This is a genomic window from Streptomyces sp. NPDC096324 (assembly GCF_044763015.1).
Taxonomy (GTDB): domain Bacteria; phylum Actinomycetota; class Actinomycetes; order Streptomycetales; family Streptomycetaceae; genus Streptomyces.
On record NZ_JBIWFK010000005.1, the window covers coordinates 565682 to 586583 of the forward strand.

Genomic DNA, 20902 nt, shown 5'->3' on the forward strand with positions numbered 1-20902 from the left:
CGCGCCGTGGTACGGTTGAGTCACAACGGCGCGGGGTGGAGCAGCTCGGTAGCTCGCTGGGCTCATAACCCAGAGGTCGCAGGTTCAAATCCTGTCCCCGCTACTCAAGTCGAAGGCCCGGATCCAGTTCATGGATCCGGGCCTTCGACGTGTGACGCCACGCCGGGGCGCGCCGGTGACCTGCCGACTCGTTTGAAGTGCCGCGACATGCGAGGGGAGTTGAGCGTTCTGTGTTTGACTTGTCTCTCTGTGGGCATGTCGACAAAACGCTGAAGTGACCTCACTGGCTGCGGTATACCAGGTGTACCCAGGTAGCAGGTGGTGCGACGATGGACGTTATGGGGGACAAGGCAACTCTGTTGGATACAGGGCGGTTTGCGCAGTCTGCCGACTTTGAGCAGCCGGCGGACCTCACGCAGCCCTCCGACCGGGACGAGACCGGCGAGGCTGCCGAGGAGGCGCGCCAGTGGTCGGCCGCGGAGGCCGGCGACGTCGAGGCGATGAGCGTCCTCGGGGCCATGCTGCTGCGCCGCGGCGATCTCGACGCTGCCGAACCGCAGTTGCGCGCGGCCACCGCCGCGGGTGACCGTGCCGCCGCCAACAATCTGGGTGTCCTCCTCCACCAGCGCGGATACGCCGACGAGGCCGCCGGATGGTGGCGGATCGCCGCCGTCGCCGGCAGTGCCGCCGCCGCGCACGCGCTCGGCCGGCACCACCGCGAGCGCGGTGACGAGCCCGCCGCCGAGTACTGGCTGCGCCAGTCCGCCGAACAGGGCCACGCCCTGGGCGCCTACGCTCTCGCCGATCTGCTGGAGCATCGTAGCGACGTGGGTGCCGAGCAGTGGATGCGGGCCGCCGCCGAGCGAGGGCACCGCGAGGCCGCGTACCGGCTGGCGCGCACGCTCGACCGCAAAGCGCTGGACTCGGGCGAGGCCGTGGGTGACAACGGTGTCATCGGTGCCGCCGGACAGGCCGCCGAGCAGTGGTACCGGCAGGCCGCCGCGCGTGGGCACCGCAGGGCCGCGCTGCATCTCGGGGCCATCCTGGAGAAGCGCGGCGATCTCAAGGAGGCCGGGCGCTGGTATCTGACCTCCGCCAAGGACGGGGAGGCGCGTGCCGCGTGCGCCCTCGGGTTCCTGCTGCGCGACGCCGGGGACCCCGACAGTGCCGCCGTCTGGTGGCTGCGGGCCGCCCAGGACGGGGACGGGAACGCCGCCAACGCGCTGGGCGCGCTGCACGCCGAGCGGGGTGAGACCCAGACCGCCGAGCGGTGGTACCGCGCCGCGATGGACGCGGGTGACGTGAACGGCGCGTACAACCTCGGGCTGCTCTGCGCCGAGCAGGGGCGGACCGCGCAGGCCGAGCAGTGGTATCGCAGGGCGGCGTACGCCGGTCACCGCGAGGCGGCCAACGCCCTGGCGATCCTGCTGCTCCAGGTCGGCGACGCGGCCGGGGCCGAGCCCTGGTTCTCCAAGGCCGCGGAGGCCGGGAGCGTGGACGCCGCGTTCAACCTCGGCATCCTGCACGCCGGGCGCGCCACCGAGAGCGACGACGCCGCGGCGCTGCGGTGGTACGAGCGCGCGGCCGCCGCCGGTCACACGGAGGCGGCGCTCCAGGTGGGCATCGCGCGGCTGCGGGAGGGCGACGAGCCGGCTGCCGAGCGGCATCTGCGGTGCGCCGCGGGAGGGGGCAGCGCCGAGGCCGCGTACCGCCTCGCCGCCGTGCTCGACGCCCGGCGGCCCCCTGCGCCCGCGCATGAACTCGGGGAGCCCGCGCAGGAGAAGAGCGAGTGCGAGGAGTGGTACGAGCGGGCCGCGTCCCAGGGGCACCGGCGTGCGCAGGTGCGGGTCGGGATGCTGGCCGCGGCGCGGGGCGACGTCGTGGAGGCGGCGCGCTGGTACCGCGAGGCCGCCGAGGCCGGGTCGCGCAACGGGGCCTTCAACCTCGGGCTGCTGCTGGCCCGCGAGGGCAGTGAGCCGGAAGCGGCGCTGTGGTGGACCCGCGCGGCCGACGCGGGCCACGGGCGGGCGGCGCTCCGGCTGGCGCTCGTGTACGCGCGGCGCGGGGAGCTTGCCGAGGGCCAGCGCTGGGCCGATCGGGCCGTGTCGCTGGGCCCGGCGGAGGTCGCCGAGCGGGCGGCACGACTGCGGGACGCCTTGCGCGAGGAACTGTCGGCGTGAGGGTGGGGCGGCCGAGGGCCGGTCGGGCCTGGCGCTGATCGGGTGCGGGTGGCCGGACGGCCCTGGCACTGATCGGGTGCGGGGTGGCCGGACGGGCCACCGGCCGAACGGGGCGGCATCCGCTGGGCGGGAGGTTGGCTGGGCGGGTCCTGCCGGGACTGCGCCTGTCCGTCCGGGACCTGCTGTCCCGCCGGGGGCCGCGCCGTATCACCTGGGAGCTGTCCCCAGCGGGGGACGGCGTGGCGCAGCAGAGGCCTGCCGTCCCGCTGGGGAGGGCACCACCCTGCCTGGAGCCGCACCGGCTTACCCGGGATCTGCTGCCCCGCTGAGAGTCGCGATGGTTTGCCCGGGATCTGCCAGCCCGCCTGGAGCCGCACCGACTCGCGGGATCTGCCCCGGCTGGGCCCCCGCCGGGGATGGCGCCGACCCGGCCGGGACCTGCCGCCCCCGCCGGGGATCGCGCCGCACTCAGGTCCGCCGGGTGGCCGTCGGGCCGCCCTGTTAATGGATTTGCGCGGGCCACCGTCTTGACGTACTGTTCAGTTCATCGACGCGGGGTGGAGCAGCTCGGTAGCTCGCTGGGCTCATAACCCAGAGGTCGCAGGTTCAAATCCTGTCCCCGCTACTGAAGGCCGAGGGCCGGAATCCGAAAGGGTTCCGGCCCTCGGTGCGTTTGCGGGTCCCGCACGGAAACGCGGTAGCGAACAGTGAACAGCGCCGGTCGGCAATGGACAGTGAACGGAGAGCAGAGGGCGGCTCTGGTGAGTTGCCGGCCGTGTGGGCGTCGGTGTGCCGCTACGCCGCGATGGCCGCGCAGTCGGGGCAGACGCCTCGGTAGGTCACCTCGACGTCCGAGACGGCGAAGCCGAAGCGCTCCGAGTCGGGGAGGTCGCCGAGCGGGTTGCCGATCGGGTGGACGTCGCGGATCGCCCCGCACCGGGCGCAGACCAGGTGGTGGTGCGGACGGTGCGCGTTCGGGTCGTACCGCTTGGCGCGCTTGTCCGTGGCGACTTCCAGCACCTCGCCGAGCGAGACCAGCTCGCCCAGGGTGTTGTAGACGGTCGCCCGGGAGATCTCGGGCAGCTTGGCCACGGCGCGGGCGTGCACCTCGTCGGCCGTCAGATGGACGTGGTCGCCGTCGAGGACCTCGGCCACGACACGTCGCTGCGCGGTCAGGCGCCATCCACGTCCGCGCAGTCGTTCCAACAGGTCACTCATACAGGTCAGCGTAACAGCAGGTGAACCAGATCCCGAACAGGTGTGATTTTAGATCTTGCCCTGACTTGGACAATGTCCACCACCGGGGTGAGCGGGGTACGCCCGCTGCGGACGGCGGGCCTGAACCCCCTTCATCCGCAAGGGGGTTCAGGCCCGCCGACGCGTTCTGGCCGGGCCCGACGGCGTCTCAGGCCGGTACGTGCTGCCGGACGGGTGCCCAGCAGCGGATGATGTCGCGGACCGAGACGATGCCGACCGGTCCGCTGCCGTCGAGCACGATCAGGTGCCGGAAGCCGCCGTGCGACATCGCGGCCGCGGCCTCCTCCAGGGTCCAGGTGGGCGCCGCGAAGACGACGTCGGTGGTGGTGTGGCTGCCTGCGGTCTCCGAGTCCGGGTTCTGGCCGTGGGCGAGGGAGTTGAGGATGTCGCGTTCGGTGAGGATGCCGAGGCCGGAGGAGTCCTCGTCGAGGACCACCGCCGCGCCGACGTGACGCGCGGACATCAGGCGGGCCGCCTGTCGGAGGGTGTGTGCCGGGCCGATGGTGAGGACCACCGTGCTCATGGCGTCGCGGACGAGCATGGGCTGGAGCCACCTCCTCGGTGAGCCGCGGGCTCTCCGGCTCCTCGACGGAGCGCAAAGAGAAGCGGTTCACAAGTTCACAAGTGGGGGAGCTCTCAGAGTCGCAGTTAAAGAGACGGTCAACAAGGGGGCGCGTGCCGCGAGTTCGGGGGCGCCCGGGGTTGCTCAGCAGTCCCGGGGTCAGGCAGAGCCGCTCAGGCGCCCCGCGGGCACCGCCGGGGCCGGAGGGGGGCGTCGGGCGGATCACGGCCGTGTGCCGTGCCCCCGAGCCGGCTCCCAACACGCGCCGCCCGCACCGTCGTGCTCGGCTCACCGCGGGCCCCAAGCGCCGCGGAGTTCGGCTCGCCATCCCCGCCGGGCTCGGCTCACCATCGTCCGACGCCCCACCGGATTCAGCTCACTGCGGCCCCACGTGCCGCCGGGTTCAGCTCACTGCGGCCCCAAGCCCCGCCGGGTTCAGCTCACCTGAGTCCGAGCTTCACGACCAGGCCACCCGTCCGCGCCACCTCGTTCGTGATCTCCGTCTTCCCGTGCAGGCTGATCTGTACCGAGTACGACGCCGAGCCGCCCGGCACTCCCCGTACGGCCAACGGGAACACGCACCTCGCGTAGGTGTCGTAGGCGCCGTTTCCCAGCGACCCGGTCGCGACGACCCGGCCCGCCGCGTCGAAGACGGTCACCGGCGCGCCCTTGTCGAGGTCGCCGTACTCGTGATCGCCGGCGCACGACCCCGAGGCTCCGGGCTCGCCCGCGACCTGCACCTGTCCCACCAGTGTGAACGCCTGGTCGTCGTCGGACCCGGACAGATTCCACGCCAGCGCGACGGCACCTGCCCCGATCACGATCCCGGTGGCCAGCCAGGCAGCCCGGGCCCCGCGTGGGCGGAGCCCTCGCACGGGCCCGGAGGATGACGCGGACGCGGTGGGCGGCGGAGCGGGCCGCTCGTCGAGCGATTCCTCGGGCATGTCCGCAGCATCGCATCGAGCGACCGTCATATGAATCACCGTCACATCACGGCCGTCCGCTCGCCACTCAGTAGCGCTGGTTCAAATACCCCAGCATCTCGTCGTGGAGGATGCCGTTCGACGCCGCCGCGTTGCCGCTGTGCGGGCCGGGGCGTCCGTCGAGGCCGGTGAACGTGCCGCCCGCCTCGGTCACGATGATCGCGTTCGCCGCCATGTCCCAGAGCGACAGCTCGGGTTCGGCGCAGATGTCGACCGAGCCCTCGGCGACCATCATGTACGGCCAGAAGTCGCCGTAACCCCGGGTGCGCCAGACCGCCTTCGTGAGATCGAGGAAACCGTCCAGACGGCCCTGGTCCTCCCAGCCGGACAGCGAGGAGTACGCGAAGGAGGCGTCGGCCGTCCGCGAGACGCTGGACACCCGCAGCCGGGTCGCGGAGGACAGGCTGCGTCCGGTGAACGCGCCGTGCCCCTTCGCCGCCCACCAGCGACGGCCGAGCGCGGGGGCGGAGACGACGCCCACGACCGGCTGGTAGCCGCCCTCGCCCGCCTCCATCAGGGAGATCAGCGTGGCCCACACCGGCACACCGCGGACGTAGTTCTTGGTGCCGTCGATCGGGTCGATGACCCAGCGGCGCGGGCCCGTGCCCTCGATGCCGTACTCCTCGCCGAGGACCGCGTCGCGCGGCCTGGCACGCTGGAGATGGCCGCGGATGAGTTCCTCTGCGGCCTTGTCCGCCTCGCTCACCGGCGTCATGTCCGGCTTCGTCTCGACCTTCAGGTCGAGTGCCTTGAATCGGTCCATCGTCGCGGCGTCGGCGGCGTCCGCCAGGACATGGGCGAGGCGCAGGTCATCGCGGTAGTCGGGCATGGGTGAACCGTATCTGCCCGCGTCGGGACGGGGCTACACAGGACCGCCGGGCGATCACGGGGCCGGCCCGTCCCACGGCGCCTCGGAGAGGCGCCGTCGCCGGGGCTCGTGCCGGGTCCCGGCGCGCGCGGCTTCGGGCCGCGCGCCCCTCGGGGCCGCCGCGACCCCTTGACAGTGCTCCCGCACGCGTCAAATCTGGCTCCAGAGCCGCTCGCCCCGAGGAGGCGATGATGCCCGCAGCGCGCGAATCGCTCTTGGACGCCGCCTACACGGCACTCGCGCGCAGGTCGTGGTCCGCGGTGCGGATGGTCGACGTGGCCGCGGTTGCCGGAGTGTCACGCCAGACGCTCTACAACGAGTTCGGGAGCAAGGAAGGCCTCGCGCGCGCCCTCGTACGACGGGAGGCCGACGCCTATCTCGCCGGTGTGGACCGGGCCCTGGCCGCGCACACGGACGCCCGGGACCGACTGGCCGCGACCGCCGAGTGGACGGCGTCGACGGCCCGCAGCAACGCGCTGGTGCGGGCGATGCTGACCGGATGCTGGAGCGAGCGGCTGCCCTCGCCCGCGCCGGCCGCCGTGCCCTCGTCGTCCGCGGTGCCGGCGCAGCGGCGGGCCGACGGACCGCTGCCCTCGCCCGCCGATTTCGTGACGCTGGTCCGCGACCGCGCGGTCGCCGCGCTCGCCCTGTCCCGGGCGGACACCCCCGAGGTCGCGCGGTCCTGCGAACTGGTGGCCAGGCTCGCGCTGTCGTGTGTCGTCGCGCCGCCCGCCCGGGGCGGTGTCACGGAGCTGGTCAGAACCGCGCTCGCGCCGTCCCACCGGCTGGGGGTCTGAAGGGCGGGGCGCCTCGGCGCTCAACGGGTCCCGGAGGGGGTGGACTCAGTGGGCCGATCCCGACAACTGGAGCCCGATGACGCCCATGATGACCAGGCTGATCGAGACGATCTTGAGGACCGAGACCAGGTCGTCGAGGAAGATCATGCCGTAGATGGCGGTGCCGGCCGCGCCGATGCCGGTCCACACCGCGTAGGCGGGACCGACGTCGAGCTTCTTCAGGGAGAGGGTCAGCAGACCGAAGCTGCCGAGGGCGAAGACGCAGAAGGCGACGGTCGGCCAGAATCTGGTGAAGCCGTGGGAGAGCTTCAGGCAGACGGCGAAGCCGGTTTCGAGCAGTCCCGCCACAACGACCAGCAGCCACGCCATGTCTTGTCCTCCCGCATTCGCACGTCGACGGCTTCGGCTGGTCCGGTCCGGCTCGGTGCGATTATGCATTCACCGACCCGGAGAAGCCCTTACCGACGGCGGGCGTACGCAAACACGGGGACGTCAGTCGCCCTCACGGCGCTCCCGTGTGGCCAGCAGACGGCGCAGCGAGTACAGCCGCTGCGGGTCCGCGTGGCCGTCGGCCACCCACTGGTCGAGCGCGCAGTCGGGTTCGTCGTGACTGCACGCGCGGGGGCAGCCCTCGGTGCCCGGTTCCAGGTCGGGGAAGGCGTGGATGACCCGGGACGGATCGACGTGGTGCAGGCCGAAGGACCGGACACCCGGGGTGTCCACGACCCAGCCCCCGCCGCTGCCCGCCAGCGGCAGCGCCAGCGCCGAGGTGGTCGTGTGCCGGCCGCGGCCGGTGACCGCGTTGACGTGACCGGTCGTCCGGCGCCGCTCGGGCGGCACCAGCGCGTTCACCAGGGTCGTCTTGCCGACGCCCGAGTGACCGACGAACGCCGTGATCCTGCCGTCCAGTTGTTCGCGCACCCGGTCGGCGGCGGCCTCGGTCCGCAGTTCCTCGCGGCTGGTCACCACGTACGGGATGTCGAGCGCGCCGTACAGCTCCAGGAACTTGTCCGGCGGGGCCAGGTCCGACTTCGTGAGCACGAGCAGCGGGGTCAGACCGCCGTCGAAGGCCGCGACGAGACAGCGGTCGATCAGCCGGGGCCGCGGCTCGGGGTCGGCGAGGGCGGTGACGATGGCGAGCTGGTCGGCGTTGGCGACGACCACGCGCTCGTACGGGTCGTCGTCGTCCGCCGTGCGGCGCAGCACCGAGGTGCGCGGTTCGATCCGGACGATGCGGGCGAGGGTGTCCTTCTCGCCGGACAGGTCGCCCACGATGGCCACCCGGTCGCCGACGACGGCGGCCTTGCGGCCCAGTTCGCGTGCCTTCATCGCCATCACGGCGCGGTCCTCGACCAGACAGGTCAGCCGGCCGCGGTCGACCGTGAGGACCATGCCCTCGACGGCCTCCTCGTGCTTGGGGCGGATGTTCGTACGGGGACGGTTGCCCTTGCGGTTCGGCCGCTGGCGGATGTCGTCCTCGTCGGTGTTCTTGCCGTAACGGCGCATGATCCAGGTCCGCCCGTCAGTTCCCGAGCATTCCGGTCCACAGATCGGGGAAGTCCGGCAGGGTCTTCGCCGTCGTCGCCACGTTCTCGATCTGGACGCCCTCCACCGCCAGCCCGATGATCGCACCGGCCGTCGCCATGCGGTGGTCGTCGTACGTGTGGAAGATGCCGCCGTGCAGCCGGCGCGGCCGGATGTGCAGGCCGTCGGCGGTCTCGGTGACGTCGCCGCCGAGTTCGTTGATCTCCTTGGTGAGCGCGGCCAGCCGGTCCGTCTCGTGCAGCCGCAGATGGGCCACGCCCCGCAGGGTGGAGGGGGAGTCGGCGAGCGCCGCGACCGCGGCGATGCCCGGGGTGAGCTCCCCGACCTCGCCCAGGTCCACGTCGATACCGTGGATGGCACCCGAACCGGTGAACTGCAGTCCGGCCTCGGTCAGTTCGCAGGAACCACCCATCTCGGTGAAGATCTCCCGCAGCCGGTCGCCGGGCTGGGTGGTGTGGGCCGGCCAGTCGGGGATCACGACCGTGCCGCCGGTCACCAGCGCCGCCGCCAGGAACGGCTGGGCGTTCGACAGGTCCGGCTCGATGATCAGGTCGCGGCCGAGCAGCGCGCCCGGCGTCACCCGCCACACGTTCGGCTCACCGCCCGACTCCGGGGTGTCCACCTGGGCGCCGACCGCGCGCAGCATGTCCACGGTCATCCGGATGTGCGGCATGGACGGGAGGGTCGAGCCGGTGTGCCGGACCTCGACGCCCTGGTTGAAGCGCGGGGCGGAGAGCAGCAGGGCGGACACGAACTGGGAGGACGAGGAGGCGTCGATCTCCACCGGGCCGCCGTCCAGGGCGCCCCCGCCGTGCACCGTCAGCGGCAGCGCGCCGCGGGCGTCGTCGTCGATCCGGGCGCCGAGCAGACGCAGCGCGTCGATCACGCCGTGCAGCGGACGCTCGTACGACCGCGGGTCGCCGTCGAAGCGGATGGGACCGTCCGCGAGCGCGGCCACGGGAGGCAGGAACCGCATGACGGTGCCGGCGTTGCCGACGTCGACCGTGGCCGGGCCGCGCAGGCCCGAGGGGATGACACGCCAGGCCTCGCCGGAGGCGTCCGGGCCGGCCGCGACCGTCGAGCTGGAGGCGACGGTCTCCTCGATGCCGACGCCCATCGCGCGGAGCGCGCCCGCCATCAGCAGGGTGTCGCGGGAACGCAGCGGGCGGCGCAGCCAGCCGGGCTCGGAGGCCAGCGCGGCCAGGACGAGCGCGCGGTTGGTGACCGACTTAGACCCCGGCACGTGGACCGTCGCGTCGACGGCTCCGCTTGCGTGCGGGGCTGGCCAGAGGGCGGTGTGGGCGGGGTTCACGGTCATGCGCCCCACTTTAGTGGCAGGGCGCCGGGCAGCCGCGGGTCCGTCACCGCCGGTGACGCCCGGCCGGGGACGCCGTGCGGGGTGTGCACCGGGCGCACCGGGCGGGTCACGGCGCGGCTGAGGGCCCGTCGGCCGGCGCCGGGGTGCTTCCGACGGCGTCGCGCCCGTGGAGTGTGACGTCAGGGCGCCGCGACAGCGGCTCACGGCTCCGGCGTCCCCTGGTCGCGGCGGCCGGAATCCGGAGCTCACGGTCCCGGCGGTTGGAACCCGCGGTTCACCGGTTTCAGGGCGGTGACCCGGAGGCTCACCGCCCCGGCGACGCGATCCCGCCGCTCACAGCTCCAGCAGCCAGCGTCCGCCGCCCATCAGCGAGCACAGCGACACGGCGTGGAAGAGGAACAGCCACAGCCCGGCCGGTACGTGCGTCAGCCGCGAGAGCTGATCGGCGTCGGAGTCGCCCGCGCCGCCGCGCCGCCGCTTCGCCTGGAGTTCGAAGGCCGGGCGGACACCCCCGAGGAGCAGGAACCACACCACGGCGTACGCGAACGCGGCCTGCACCTGGGGTCCGGCGAGCCAGGACACGAGCAGGAAGGTGCCGCCGGTGAGGATCACGGTGAGCGCGCCGTACGCGTTGCGGATCATCACCAGCATGGCTATCAGCAGGGCCGTGGCCACCCACAGCAGCAGCGTGATGTGGCCGGCGCCGAGCAGCGCGGCGCCGCCGAGGCCGAGCAGCGGGGGAGCGGTGTAGCCCGCGGCGGCGGTGAGGATCATGCCGAGGCCGGTCGGCTTGCCTCGGCTGACCGTGAGGCCGCTGGTGTCGGAGTGCAGCCGGATACCGCTGAGGCTGCGCCCGGTGAGCAGGGCGACCAGACCGTGGCCGCCCTCGTGCGCGATGGTGATGGCGTTGCGGGAGACCCGCCACACGCCGTGCGGGACGATCGCCGCGAGGGCCGCGACCATGGTGGCGATCACCACCCACAGATCGGGGTCCGGCTGCGTGCCGAACACCTCGTCCCACAGGGAGCTGAGCGAGGCCAGCGAGGTGGATGCGGTGCTGTCCATTGTCGGCGGTGGCTCCCTTTCGCGGCGCGGAATCTGGCAGTGTTGCACGTATGTGCGGACGGTATGCAGCCAGTCGTGGACCCGAGGATCTCGCAGCAACCTTTGAGGTCGAGAAGTGGGACCCGGAAGAGACCTTGGCGCCCGACTACAACGTGGCCCCGACCAAGGAGGTCTACGTCGTCCTCGACCGCCCTGTGAAGGACGCGGACAGCCCGAGACCGGTTCGCCAGCTCCGCAGGCTCAAGTGGGGACTCGTCCCGTCCTGGTCCAAGACGCCCGAGGGCGCCGCCCGGATGATCAACGCGCGAGCCGAGACGGTGCACGAGAAGCCCTCGTACCGCCGCGCCTTCAGTGCCCGGCGCTGTGTCATCCCCGCCGACGGCTACTACGAATGGGTCACCGGCGGGGCGGAGCGCGAGCTGGAGGTCGAGGGCAGGAAGAAGCGGCCCCGCAAGCAGCCGTACTTCGTGACGCCGGCGGACGGATCGGTCTTCGCGATGGCGGGGCTGTACGAGTTCTGGCGGGACCGGACCCTGCCGGACGAGCATCCGCTGGCCTGGTGGGTGACCTGCTCGGTCATCACGACCGAGGCGGAGACGGCACCGCTCGGGGTGGGCCCCGCCGAGGGCCCGCGAACACTGGCCGACATCCACCCCCGGATGCCCCTGATGCTCACCCCGGACCGCTGGGACCACTGGCTCGATCCCGCCCGTACGGACCCGGACGAGCTCCGTGAGCTGCTCGCGCCGCCGCCCACCGGGCTGATGCGCGCGTACCCCGTCTCCACCGCGGTCAGCAACGTCCGCAACAACGGCGCGGAGCTGCTGAAGGAGCTCGAAGGGCCCGAGGAGGGCACACTCTTCTGACGTGGCGGCGAGGATCAGCGGCCTTCCGACGTGACGAGGATCGGCGACGTGAGCGAGACCATCGAGACCGGCGCCGGTACGGCCCGGATCACCTGGCACCGGGCGGCCGAGGCGCGGCTCGTGCTCGCCGCGAGCCATGGCGCGGGCGGCGGCATCGAGGCCCGGGACCTGCGGGCGCTCGCGGAGGTGCTCCCCGCCCACGGGGTGAGCGTGGCACTCGTCGAACAGCCCTGGCGGGTGGCCGGGAAGAAGGTGGCCCCCGCGCCGAAGACGCTGGACGAGGGATGGCGGGGCGTGTGGCCCGCGCTGGCCGAGCAGGGTCTGCCCGTGATCGCCGGAGGCCGCAGCGCCGGCGCCCGGGTCGCGTGCCGGACGGCGACCGAACTGGGCGCCGCCGCCGTCCTCGCGCTGAGCTTCCCGCTGCACCCGCCGGGCAGATCGGAGAAGTCCCGCGCCGCCGAGCTGCTCGGCGCCGGGGTGCCCGCACTCGTCGTACAGGGCGCCAACGACCCGTTCGGCCGCCCGGAGGAGTTCCCGCCGGGCTCGTACGAGCTGGTCGAAGTGCCCTACGGCGATCACGGCTTCGCCGTCCCGAAGCGGGCTCCGCTCGGCGAGGAGGAGGCGCTGAAGATCATCACGGACGGTGTCGTGGGGTGGGCCGCGTCACTCGGGTGACGGCCGGGAATGCAGAGTGAGGGACTTCTGTTGTGCGGATCAGACAGCACGCAGCGTGCTGCACCGTTCGTACGAGAGGAAGTCCGCCGCATGGGTTCGACCTTCTGCCCGAGCCGCAGCAGCCGCGCTGACCTGGACTGGACGGTGCTGCACGCGGGCAAGAACGCCCCGATTCGGGCGGCGGGCGGGCATGATGTTCGTCTATCCTCCGATTCCAGTGGGACCGGTCTCGGTCTCGCTACGTCGCTGGAGGAGGTGGGTCCGGTCACTGGGACCGACGCAGGGACCGAAAACGGCCAGGCGGAGCAGCCCGAGGGCCAGGGCACGAGCGACGCGACGGCGGAGACTTCCGCCGAGCGCACCGCGCGCTTCGAGCGGGACGCGCTCGAATTCCTCGACCAGATGTACTCGGCCGCCCTGCGGATGACACGCAATCCGGCCGATGCCGAGGACCTGGTGCAGGAGACGTACGCCAAGGCGTACGCGTCCTTCCACCAGTTCCGCGAGGGCACGAACCTCAAGGCGTGGCTGTACCGCATTCTCACCAACACCTTCATCAACTCGTACCGCAAGAAGCAGCGCGAACCCCAGCGCAGCGCGGCCGAGGAGATCGAGGACTGGCAGCTCGCGCGCGCCGAGTCGCACATGTCGACCGGCCTCCGTTCCGCCGAGTCGCAGGCGCTGGACCACCTGCCCGACTCGGACGTCAAGGAAGCGCTGCAGGCGATCCCCGAGGAATTCCGCATCGCCGTCTATCTCGCGGACGTAGAGGGCTTTGCGTACAAGGAGATCGCGGACATCATGGGGACACCCATCGGTACGGTGATGTCCCGGCTGCACCGGGGCCGTCGCCAACTGCGCGGCATGCTTGAGGACTACGCCCGTGACCGCGGGCTGGTCCCCGCCGGCGCCGGAGAGTCGAACGAAGCGAAAGGCTCGGGCTCATGAGCTGCGGAGAGCCGCACGAGACGGATTGCAGTGAGGTACTCGATCACCTGTACGAGTTCCTCGATCATGAGATGCCGGACGCGGACTGCACCAAGTTCGAGGTCCACTTCGAGGAGTGCTCTCCGTGCCTGGAGAAGTACGGCCTCGAACAGGCCGTCAAGAAGCTGGTCAAGCGCTGCTGCGGCCATGACGACGTGCCCACCGACCTGCGGGCCAAGGTCATGGGCCGCATCGATCTGATCCGCTCCGGACAGGCCGTGCCCGAGCACGACGTGACCGCGACGGCCCAGGAGTCCTGATTCCCGCGGCCCAGGAGTCCTGACTCCGCGTGGTCCTCCGTCACGAGGACCACGCCGGCTGCGGCGAATGCCTCCCGGCCCTCCCTTTATCACCCGAACGTGCTAATCCGCGGGCCCAGAGCCCGCGGATTCGCACATACCCGTCCCCGCCCCCTTCCTCCCGCCCTAGGCTCCGCCCTGACAACGGGGGAGGTACGGGGGAGGTTCGGGGATGGGTTCGGTTCCGGCGTGGGCCCGTGCGTACGTGGCCGGTGTCGTCCTCCTGGCGCTCGGCTGTCTGGCTCCGCTGCCGCACCTGAGCGTGCCCTGGGAGATCGTCGCGCTGCTCGCCGTCCTGTACGCGGGCTGCGAGCGCCTCACCCTGCAACTGCGGCCGCACGGCACCGGAGCCCCCGGCGGCGACACCACGCAGGGAATGGGCACCTTCCTCCCCGTGCTGTTGGCCGGCGCCTTCCTGCTGCCGCCGCCCGCCGCCGCCCTCGTCGCGCTGCCCGGGGCGCTGCTCGCCCGGGTCGAACAGCGCCCGCGCCGTGTGCGCCGGATCTGGCGCGCCGCACAGCTCGCCGTCGCCGTCTGGGCCGCCTCCCGGGCGTACGGGGCGCTCGGCGGCCGGGACGCGCTCGACACGCCCGACTTCCCCTACGCGCTCGTGCCCGCCGGGGCCGCGGTGCTCACCTTCTGCGCCGCGCTGAGCGTCCTCGACGGCGGGATCCTCGCGCTGGCCGAGCGCGCTCCGGTGCGCGGTGCCTGGCACGGGCTCTTCGCGCGTTCGCTGGCCCCGGTCGCCGTGCACGGCCTCGCCGGGCTGATGATGGCGGTGCTCTGGCGCAGCCCGTACGGACCCGTCGCCGCGCTGCTCGTCCTGCTGCCGATGTACGTGTCCTGCTGGGTGTTCGCCCAGTACCACCGCGAACGGGCGGCTCACCAGGCCACCATCCGCGCCCTCGTCCAGGCCGTCGACATCAAGGACGGCTACACCCGCGGACACAGCGAGCGGGTCGGCCGGGCGTCCGTGCTGATCGCCCGCGAGCTGGGCATGCACGACGAGCGCGTCGAGGTGCTGCGGTTCGCCGGCATCCTGCACGACGTCGGCAAACTCGGCGTCCCCACCCGGCTGTTGCGCAAGGACGGACCGCTGACCCCCGAGGAGCGGCAGGTCATCGAACTGCATCCCGAGTACGGACACGAGATGGTCCGCGGGATCGGTTTCCTCGGCGAGGCCCGCTCGGCGATCCTGCACCACCACGAGCGGCTGGACGGAAGCGGATACCCGTACGGTCTCGCGGGGCCGCAGATCCCGGAGTTCGCCCGGGTGGTGGCCGTCGCCGACGCGTTCGACGCCATGACCTCGACCCGCTCCTACCGCAGGGCCCGCCCGGTGCGGGCGGCGCTGGACGAACTGGGGCGGTGCGCGGGCACGCAGTTCGACCCCCGGATGGTGGCGGCGCTGGTGCGGGCGCTCGACCGGCACGGCTGGCATCCCGCGGTGACCGCGGACACCGCCCCGGCGAGCCTGCCCGGCATGCCGCCGGCCCATCCGTCCGACACCGTCGGGCGGACCGCGCCGTGAGCGCCACCGCCTCCCGGCAGGAGGCCCCCGCCCGTACCGCCCGTCCCGCGTCGGCCGGCGGCGCCCCCACCCTGCTCACCGCGGTGCGCGCCCTCGCCCTCGTCCTCACGCTGCTCGCCCTCGGCGTCACCCTCTGGGAGGGCATCGACGAACGCGGCACGGCGCTCGCCTTCGGCCTGCTCATAGCCGTCGGCGAGCTGGCCCGGTGGAGCGGGGCCGAGCAGCGCGAGTCCGCGCCCCTCGGGGCCGCCGGAGCCCTCGCGTACGCGCTGCTCGGCGAGAACGCCGGGCACCGCACCGACCACGGCGTCCTCCAGGTCGTCGCCGTCGTGGTGGCGGCGGCCCTGGTCGGCTGCGTCCCGCACGTGGCGCGGGGGGACGCGCCGACGCCCGACCATCTCGCCCGCCGCGTCCTGACCGTCGCCTTCGCCGCCGTGTGCTTCCAACCCCTTTACGACCGGGGCAGGTTGCTGGACTGGGGCGGCTCGGCCCAGGCCCTGCTGCTGGTCGCGCTGCTGGTCCTCACCACCCTGTGGGACGCCGTGCTCGCGGCGGCCATGGCCCACGCGCGGACCCGGTGGCCGTTCGGGCCGATCCTGCGCGACGAGCTGCGGGCCACCCTCGGGATCGGCTCGGCCGTGTGCGCGACCGGGGCCGTCATGGCGCTCGCCGTCGCGGTGGTCGGACTGTGGGCGCTGCCCGTCTTCTCCCTGCCGCTGCTGCTCACCCAGCTCTCCTTCCGGCGCTACGCGGCCGTGCGGGTCACCTACCGGCAGACGATCGCCTCCCTCGCGCGTGCGACCGAGATCGCCGGGTACACACCGGCCGGGCACGCCCGCCGGGTGGCCGCCCTGAGCAGGGCCGTGGGCCGTGAGCTGGGCCTGTCCGAGCCCGATCTGACCGTCCTGGAGTACGCGGCGCTGATGCACGACATCGGGCAGCTCAGCCTGGTCGACCCCGTACCGGCGGGTGCCACCGCCGCGCTCCCGGCGGCCGAGCAGCGCCGCATCGCGCTGCTCGGCGGCGCCGTGGTCCGGCAGACCGGGGTGGAGGCCGAGGTCGCCGTCGTGGTGGAGCGGCAGGCGGACCCGTACCGGGACCAGCCGGTCACCGCGCGCATCGTGCGGACGGTGAACGCATACGAGGAGATGGCCCGGGCAGCAGGGCCCACAGGGCCGCTGACCGCGCTGGAGAAACTTCGGCTGGCCACCGCCCGCGACTACCAGCCCGAGGTCGTGGAGTCACTGGCCCGGGTCCTGTCCCGGGCCGGTCTGACCTTGCCCAGGGCTGGGTAACCCATGGGTAATGAGCGGCCGTCCGAAGGTACGTGGTTGGATGCGAGGGAGAGGGTGTCAGGGGGCGCGGGCCGGCCCGGGGCTGCACTGCCTCCCAGGGACTCTTCGAGGCACCGGCAGGCGGGTAACGCAAGAAACTGGCAGGCGGGAATCGTGAGGATCTTCGGCAAGGGACGACACCGGCCCTCCGCCTCATGGCGGCAGGCCACCGACCGTGCGTTCACGCTGATCGGCGACGGCCGGTACGAGGACGCGGGGGCGCTGCTGACACGCGCCGCGGACCTGGAGCCCTGGCTGTCCGAGTCCTGGTTCAACCTGGCCCTGCTGCACAAGTTCCGGCACGACTGGGAGCAGGCGCGGGCGGCGGGCCTGCGGGCCGTGGCCCTGCTCGACCGGGAGACCGGCGCACCCGACTGGTGGAACGTGGGGATCGCGGCCACCGCCCTGCAGGACTGGCCGCTGGCGCGGCGCTCCTGGCAGGCGTACGGACTGCGGGTGCCCGGCGGCGCGGCCGTCTCCGGCGAACCCATGGGCATGGACCTCGGCAGCGCGGCCGTGCGGCTGTCGCCGGAGGGCGAGGCCGAGGTGGTGTGGGGGCGCCGGCTGGACCCCGCCCGCGTCGAGGTGCTGTCGATCCCGCTGCCGTCCTCCGGGCGCCGCTGGGGCGAGGTCGTGCTGCACGACGGCGTTCCGCACGGCGAGCGGACCACCGCCGCCGGGCACGCCTACCCGGTCTTCGACGAGATCGAGCTGTGGGCCCCTTCGCCGGTGCCGACCTGGGTCGTCCTGCTCGAAGCGGCCACCGAGGAGGACCGGGACGCGCTGGAGCAGCTCGCCGCCGACGCCGGCTTCGCCGCGGAGGACTGGTCGTCGTCCGTACGGCTGCTGTGCCGGATGTGCTCCGAGTCCCGCATGCCCTCCGACGAGGGCGACGAGGAACACCTCGACCCGCACGACCACAGCGAGCCGGGGCACCCCGGTCCGCTCGGCCATCGCACCGACGGGCAGCTCTGGGTGCCCGAGCGGGAGTGCGGTCTCGCGGCACCGGCCTCGCTGGTGCGCGGCCTGCTCGACGGCTGGGTCGCCGACAGCCCGGATTCCCGCGACTGGCGGGATCTGGAAGAGGTCTGCTGAGCGCACCTTTAGGCTGTAGGCGCAGGACATCACAAGGTCTGAGGAAGGCGTACGTCGTCATGGCGCAGCAGGAAACCGATCAGCAGCACGTGGGCGTGCTCCCCGTGGACGACGACGGCTTCGTCATCGACACCGAGGACGCCGAGGAGCGCGAGACGGCCTACCGCGAGCGCGGCACCTCGCGTCCGATCACGGTGGTCGGGAACCCGGTGCTGCACAAGGAGTGCAAGGACGTCACCGAGTTCGGGGACGAACTCGACCAGTTGGTCGCCGACATGTTCGCGAGCCAGCGCACCGCCGAGGGCGTGGGCCTGGCCGCCAATCAGATCGGCGTCGACCTGAAGGTCTTCGTCTACGACTGCCAGGACGACCAGGGTGTCCGGCACGTCGGCGTGGTCTGCAACCCGAAGCCGGTCGACCTGCCCGCCGACCGGCGTCAGCTCGACGAGAGCAACGAGGGCTGCCTGTCGGTGCCGACCGCCTACGCGCCGCTCGCCCGCCCGGACTACGCCGAGGTCACCGGGCAGGACGAGAAGGGCAACCCGGTCCGGCTGCGCGGTACGGGCTACTTCGCGCGCTGCCTCCAGCACGAGACGGACCACCTGTACGGCTACCTGTACATCGACCGGCTCTCCAAGCGCGACCGCAAGGACGCGCTGCGGCAGATGGCCGAGAACGAGGCGCGCTACGCGACCGTGGCGAACGACTGAGCATCTGCTCGCCGGGCGCCCCGCGCCGCTGTGACAAAAATTGACCGGCGTGACGCGCGGTCTCTCGTGGGCCCACTCGAACGGTGCCTGGACAGGTGATCCTCCTGACCAGGCACCGTTCGCATGTACGTCGCATGTTCGATCCCTTGTGCTCCTGCAGTGATCCAGATTCAGTCACACAAGGGGAGATTCTCGGCATGGTCGAGTAGTCGGTGGGCCAAATCCGTTCCCAGAACGGTCAGTTGTGGTGCTGAATGGGAAGTGCGGGGATACGCAACGGCGTGCGCGCCCGGCACAGCGGGAGGGGCGTGACGTCAACAAGCGGCTGAGAGGGGTTTGTTCGTGCGTGCTTTCTCATACGGCTCTCCATCGACAGCGCTCGCGGTTCCACCGGCGCTCTATCTCCCGGTGATCGAGTCCGGGTTTCCCCGTCAACTGCACCCGTATTGGCCGAGGCTCCAGGAGAACACCAGGAGCTGGCTGCTCGAAAAGCGGCTGATGCCCGCGGACAAGGTCGAGGAGTACGCCGACGGCTTGTGCTACACGGACCTCATGGCGGGCTACTACATAGGCGCCCCCGACGAGGTCCTGCAGGCGATAGCGGACTACAGCGCGTGGTTCTTCGTCTGGGACGACCGGCACGACCGCGACGTCGTCCACGGCCGCGCGAACGCCTGGCGGAAGCTCAGGCTCCGGCTTCACGCGGCCCTCGACGCCCCCAGAGACCATCTGCACCACCAGGATCCCCTGGTGGCGGGGTTCGCCGACAGCATGGTGCGGCTGTACTCGTTCCTCGGCGAGCACTGGAACAAACGGTTCGCGCGGCACTTCCACGCGGTGATCGACGCGTACGACCGGGAGTTCCGGAACCGGACCTCCGGCACCGTACCCACGGTCGCGGAATACCTGGAACTCCGTCGGCTCACTTTCGCGCACCGGATCTGGACCGACCTTCTGGAACCGAGCGCGGGCCGTGAACTGCCCGCGGAAGTCCGACGGCATCCGGCATTCCGCCGGGCGGCACTGCTCAGTCAGGAATTCGCCGCCTGGTACAACGACCTCTGCTCGCTCCCCAAGGAAATAGCGGGCGACGAGGTCCACAATCTCGGAATCAGTCTCATTCACCATCAGGGGCTGACACTCGAAGAAGCCGTCGTCGAAGTGAGGCGGCGGGTCGAGGAATGCGTGGAACAATTCCTTGCCGCCGAGAAGGACGTCGCACGGCTCGCCGAATTACTCGCCGACGGCACGGTCCGGGGAAAAGAGACGAGCATCGCCGTCAGGGCGTGCCTCGGAAACATGCGGAACTGGTTCAGCTCCGTGTACTGGTTCCACCACGAGTCGGGCCGGTACATGGTCGACAACTGGGACGACCGCTCCACACCCCCGTACGTCAACAATGAAGCGGCAGGTGAGAAATGACCGTCGATGCGGTACGACCCGAGACGCCCGAGGTGCGGGAGCTGTCCGTCCCGCCCCTCGCCGGTGGCGGGGTGCCCGTGCTCGGGCACGGCTGGAAACTGGTCCGCGATCCGCTGGGCTTCCTCGCCCGGCTGCGCGACCACGGTGACGTCGTGCGGCTCAGGATGGGACCCAAGACGGTGTACGCCGTCACCACCCCCGCGCTCACCGGCGCGCTGGCGCTCAGCCCCGACTACGAGATAGGCGGCCCCCTGTGGGAGTCGCTCGAAGGGCTGCTGGGCAAGCAGGGTGTCGCCACGGCCAACGGGGCGCAGCACCGGCGCCAGCGCCGGACCATCCAGCCCGCGTTCCGGGCCGACATCATCCCCGAGTACGGCCCGATCATGGAGGAGGAGTCGAAGGCGTTCGCGGAGCGCTGGGAGAGCGGCGCGGCGGTCGACTGCACCTCCGAGTCGTTCCGTGTCGCGGTCCGTGTCGCCGCCCGCTGCCTGCTGCGCGGGCGGTTCATGGACGAGCGCGCCGAGCGGCTGAGCGCCGCGCTCGCCACCGTGTTCCGCGGCATGTACCGCCGCATGGTGATACCCGCGGGACCGCTCTACCGGCTCCCGCTTCCCTCGATACGCGCATTCGACCGCGCATTGGCCGATCTGCACGCGCTTGTCGACGAGATCATCGACGAGCGGCGGGCATCTGGTCAAAAGCCGGACGATTTGCTGACGGCATTGCTGGAAGCGAAGAACGACGACGGCGATCCCATAGACGAACAGGAGATCCACGACCAAGTCGTCGCGATACTGACCCCGGGCAGCGAAACCATCGCGTCCACGATCATGTGGTTGCTTCAGGTGCTGACGGAACATCCGGAACAGGCGGACAAAGTGGCCGCAGAGGTCCGATCCGTCGCGGGAGACCGGCCCGTCGGATTCGCCGACGTCCGGAAGCTGTCGCACACGAACAATGTCGTCGTGGAGGCGATGCGTTTACGCCCCGCCGTATGGATATTGACGCGGCGCGCGGTGGCCGAAACCGAGCTGGGCGGCTATCGGATTCCGGCCGGTGCCGACATCGTCTACAGCCCGTACGCGATCCAGCGCGACCCACGGTCGTACCGGGAGCATCTGGATTTCGATCCCGACCGCTGGCTTCCGGAACGCTCCACGGACATCCCGAAGTACGCGATGCGCCCCTTCAGCGTGGGCAACCGCAAGTGCCCGAGCGACCATTTCTCGATGGCACTGCTCTCCTTGATCACCGCGACCGTGGCGTCCCGGTGGCGCTTCGAGCCGGTGTCCGGGTCCAGCGACGTGACCCGCGTCGGCATCACCCTGCGTCCCCACGGGCTGCGGCTGAAGGCCGTGCCGCGCTAGAGCTTCCCGGATCCTCCGCCCTCACCGGCGGGTGACCGGCC

Annotated in this window: 20 protein-coding genes and 2 tRNA genes; 14 read left to right on the top strand and 8 right to left on the bottom strand. The window is 71.8% G+C overall.

All coding sequences use genetic code 11. The features are described from left to right. Window positions 1-29: 29 nt before the first annotated feature. The 3 genes from ACIQ7M_RS16600 to ACIQ7M_RS16610 all read left to right on the top strand — a co-directional run bounded on the left by ACIQ7M_RS16600 (window position 30) and on the right by ACIQ7M_RS16610 (window position 2805). Window positions 30-103 (top strand) — tRNA-Met (locus tag ACIQ7M_RS16600). 226 nt (window positions 104-329) lie between these two features. Then, window positions 330-2180 (top strand): sel1 repeat family protein, encoded by a 1851-nt coding sequence (locus tag ACIQ7M_RS16605; RefSeq protein ID WP_403644381.1) that lies wholly within the window; start codon window positions 330-332, stop codon window positions 2178-2180. Window positions 2181-2731: 551 nt separating this feature from the next. After that, window positions 2732-2805 (top strand) — tRNA-Met (locus tag ACIQ7M_RS16610). Window positions 2806-2975: 170 nt separating this feature from the next. Here the strand turns inward: ACIQ7M_RS16610 and ACIQ7M_RS16615 are convergent. The 4 genes from ACIQ7M_RS16615 to hisN all read right to left on the bottom strand — a co-directional run bounded on the left by ACIQ7M_RS16615 (window position 2976) and on the right by hisN (window position 5811). Next, window positions 2976-3398 (bottom strand): Fur family transcriptional regulator, encoded by a 423-nt coding sequence (locus ACIQ7M_RS16615; RefSeq protein ID WP_355775184.1) that lies wholly within the window; start codon window positions 3396-3398, stop codon window positions 2976-2978. A gap of 187 nt (window positions 3399-3585) precedes the next feature. Further along, window positions 3586-3978 (bottom strand): CBS domain-containing protein, encoded by a 393-nt coding sequence (locus ACIQ7M_RS16620; RefSeq protein ID WP_355775182.1) that lies wholly within the window; start codon window positions 3976-3978, stop codon window positions 3586-3588. 461 nt (window positions 3979-4439) lie between these two features. Beyond that, entirely contained in the window at window positions 4440-4943 is a 504-nt protein-coding gene (locus tag ACIQ7M_RS16625) for a hypothetical protein (protein ID WP_403644385.1), read from the bottom strand. 67 nt (window positions 4944-5010) lie between these two features. Further along, entirely contained in the window at window positions 5011-5811 is an 801-nt protein-coding gene (gene hisN / locus ACIQ7M_RS16630; protein ID WP_355775178.1) for a histidinol-phosphatase, read from the bottom strand. Window positions 5812-6038: 227 nt separating this feature from the next. Here hisN and ACIQ7M_RS16635 point away from each other — a divergent pair, with 227 nt between their 5' ends. Beyond that, on the top strand, window positions 6039-6647 hold the full coding sequence (locus ACIQ7M_RS16635) for a TetR family transcriptional regulator (protein ID WP_386985670.1): 609 nt from the start codon (window positions 6039-6041) through the stop codon (window positions 6645-6647). 45 nt (window positions 6648-6692) lie between these two features. On the opposite strand, the gene ACIQ7M_RS16640 is transcribed toward ACIQ7M_RS16635, so the two are convergent. From ACIQ7M_RS16640 to ACIQ7M_RS16655, 4 genes are all read right to left on the bottom strand, one after another. Beyond that, window positions 6693-7016 carry a multidrug efflux SMR transporter gene (locus ACIQ7M_RS16640; protein WP_355771416.1) on the bottom strand — a complete coding sequence of 108 codons (324 nt, stop codon included), beginning with the start codon at window positions 7014-7016 and terminating at the stop codon, window positions 6693-6695. A 123-nt stretch (window positions 7017-7139) separates the two neighbouring features. Further along, window positions 7140-8153: a ribosome small subunit-dependent GTPase A gene (gene rsgA, locus ACIQ7M_RS16645; protein ID WP_386985668.1), complete on the bottom strand. Its 1014-nt coding sequence runs from the start codon at window positions 8151-8153 to the stop codon at window positions 7140-7142. Window positions 8154-8169: 16 nt separating this feature from the next. Beyond that, entirely contained in the window at window positions 8170-9510 is a 1341-nt protein-coding gene (gene aroA / locus ACIQ7M_RS16650; RefSeq protein WP_355771410.1) for a 3-phosphoshikimate 1-carboxyvinyltransferase, read from the bottom strand. A 333-nt stretch (window positions 9511-9843) separates the two neighbouring features. Further along, entirely contained in the window at window positions 9844-10575 is a 732-nt protein-coding gene (locus tag ACIQ7M_RS16655; protein WP_355771407.1) for a M50 family metallopeptidase, read from the bottom strand. 50 nt (window positions 10576-10625) lie between these two features. On the opposite strand from ACIQ7M_RS16655, the gene ACIQ7M_RS16660 reads away from it, so the two are divergent. The 10 genes from ACIQ7M_RS16660 (at window position 10626) to ACIQ7M_RS16705 (ending at window position 20861) form a co-directional block, all read left to right on the top strand. Continuing rightward, the gene (locus tag ACIQ7M_RS16660; RefSeq protein WP_403644391.1) at window positions 10626-11441 is read left to right on the top strand and encodes an SOS response-associated peptidase; all 816 of its coding nucleotides are present in this window, start codon (window positions 10626-10628) and stop codon (window positions 11439-11441) included. A gap of 48 nt (window positions 11442-11489) precedes the next feature. Then, window positions 11490-12116 (top strand): alpha/beta family hydrolase, encoded by a 627-nt coding sequence (locus ACIQ7M_RS16665; RefSeq protein WP_403644394.1) that lies wholly within the window; start codon window positions 11490-11492, stop codon window positions 12114-12116. Window positions 12117-12371: 255 nt separating this feature from the next. Then, window positions 12372-13064, top strand: coding sequence for an RNA polymerase sigma factor SigR (gene sigR, locus ACIQ7M_RS16670; RefSeq protein ID WP_326790805.1), 693 nt, complete (start codon window positions 12372-12374; stop codon window positions 13062-13064). Continuing rightward, a complete protein-coding gene (rsrA, locus tag ACIQ7M_RS16675; RefSeq protein ID WP_328448430.1) occupies window positions 13061-13363 on the top strand; it encodes a mycothiol system anti-sigma-R factor in 303 nt (100 codons plus the stop codon). The genes sigR and rsrA overlap by 4 nt, the downstream gene beginning before the upstream one ends. 211 nt (window positions 13364-13574) lie before the next feature. Continuing rightward, window positions 13575-14933: an HD-GYP domain-containing protein gene (locus tag ACIQ7M_RS16680; RefSeq protein ID WP_403644399.1), complete on the top strand. Its 1359-nt coding sequence runs from the start codon at window positions 13575-13577 to the stop codon at window positions 14931-14933. 71 nt (window positions 14934-15004) lie between these two features. Continuing rightward, window positions 15005-16228 (top strand): HD domain-containing protein, encoded by a 1224-nt coding sequence (locus tag ACIQ7M_RS16685; RefSeq protein ID WP_389846188.1) that lies wholly within the window; start codon window positions 15005-15007, stop codon window positions 16226-16228. 153 nt (window positions 16229-16381) lie between these two features. Further along, window positions 16382-17362: a hypothetical protein gene (locus ACIQ7M_RS16690; RefSeq protein WP_355771394.1), complete on the top strand. Its 981-nt coding sequence runs from the start codon at window positions 16382-16384 to the stop codon at window positions 17360-17362. 59 nt (window positions 17363-17421) lie between these two features. Beyond that, complete coding sequence (gene def / locus ACIQ7M_RS16695) at window positions 17422-18072, top strand: peptide deformylase (protein WP_403644402.1); 651 nt, start codon at window positions 17422-17424, stop codon at window positions 18070-18072. Window positions 18073-18414: 342 nt separating this feature from the next. Then, a complete protein-coding gene (gene cyc1, locus ACIQ7M_RS16700) occupies window positions 18415-19494 on the top strand; it encodes an epi-isozizaene synthase (protein ID WP_403644405.1) in 1080 nt (359 codons plus the stop codon). After that, window positions 19491-20861 carry a cytochrome P450 gene (locus ACIQ7M_RS16705; protein WP_355771385.1) on the top strand — a complete coding sequence of 457 codons (1371 nt, stop codon included), beginning with the start codon at window positions 19491-19493 and terminating at the stop codon, window positions 20859-20861. The genes cyc1 and ACIQ7M_RS16705 overlap by 4 nt, the downstream gene beginning before the upstream one ends. Window positions 20862-20902 lie beyond the last annotated feature (41 nt).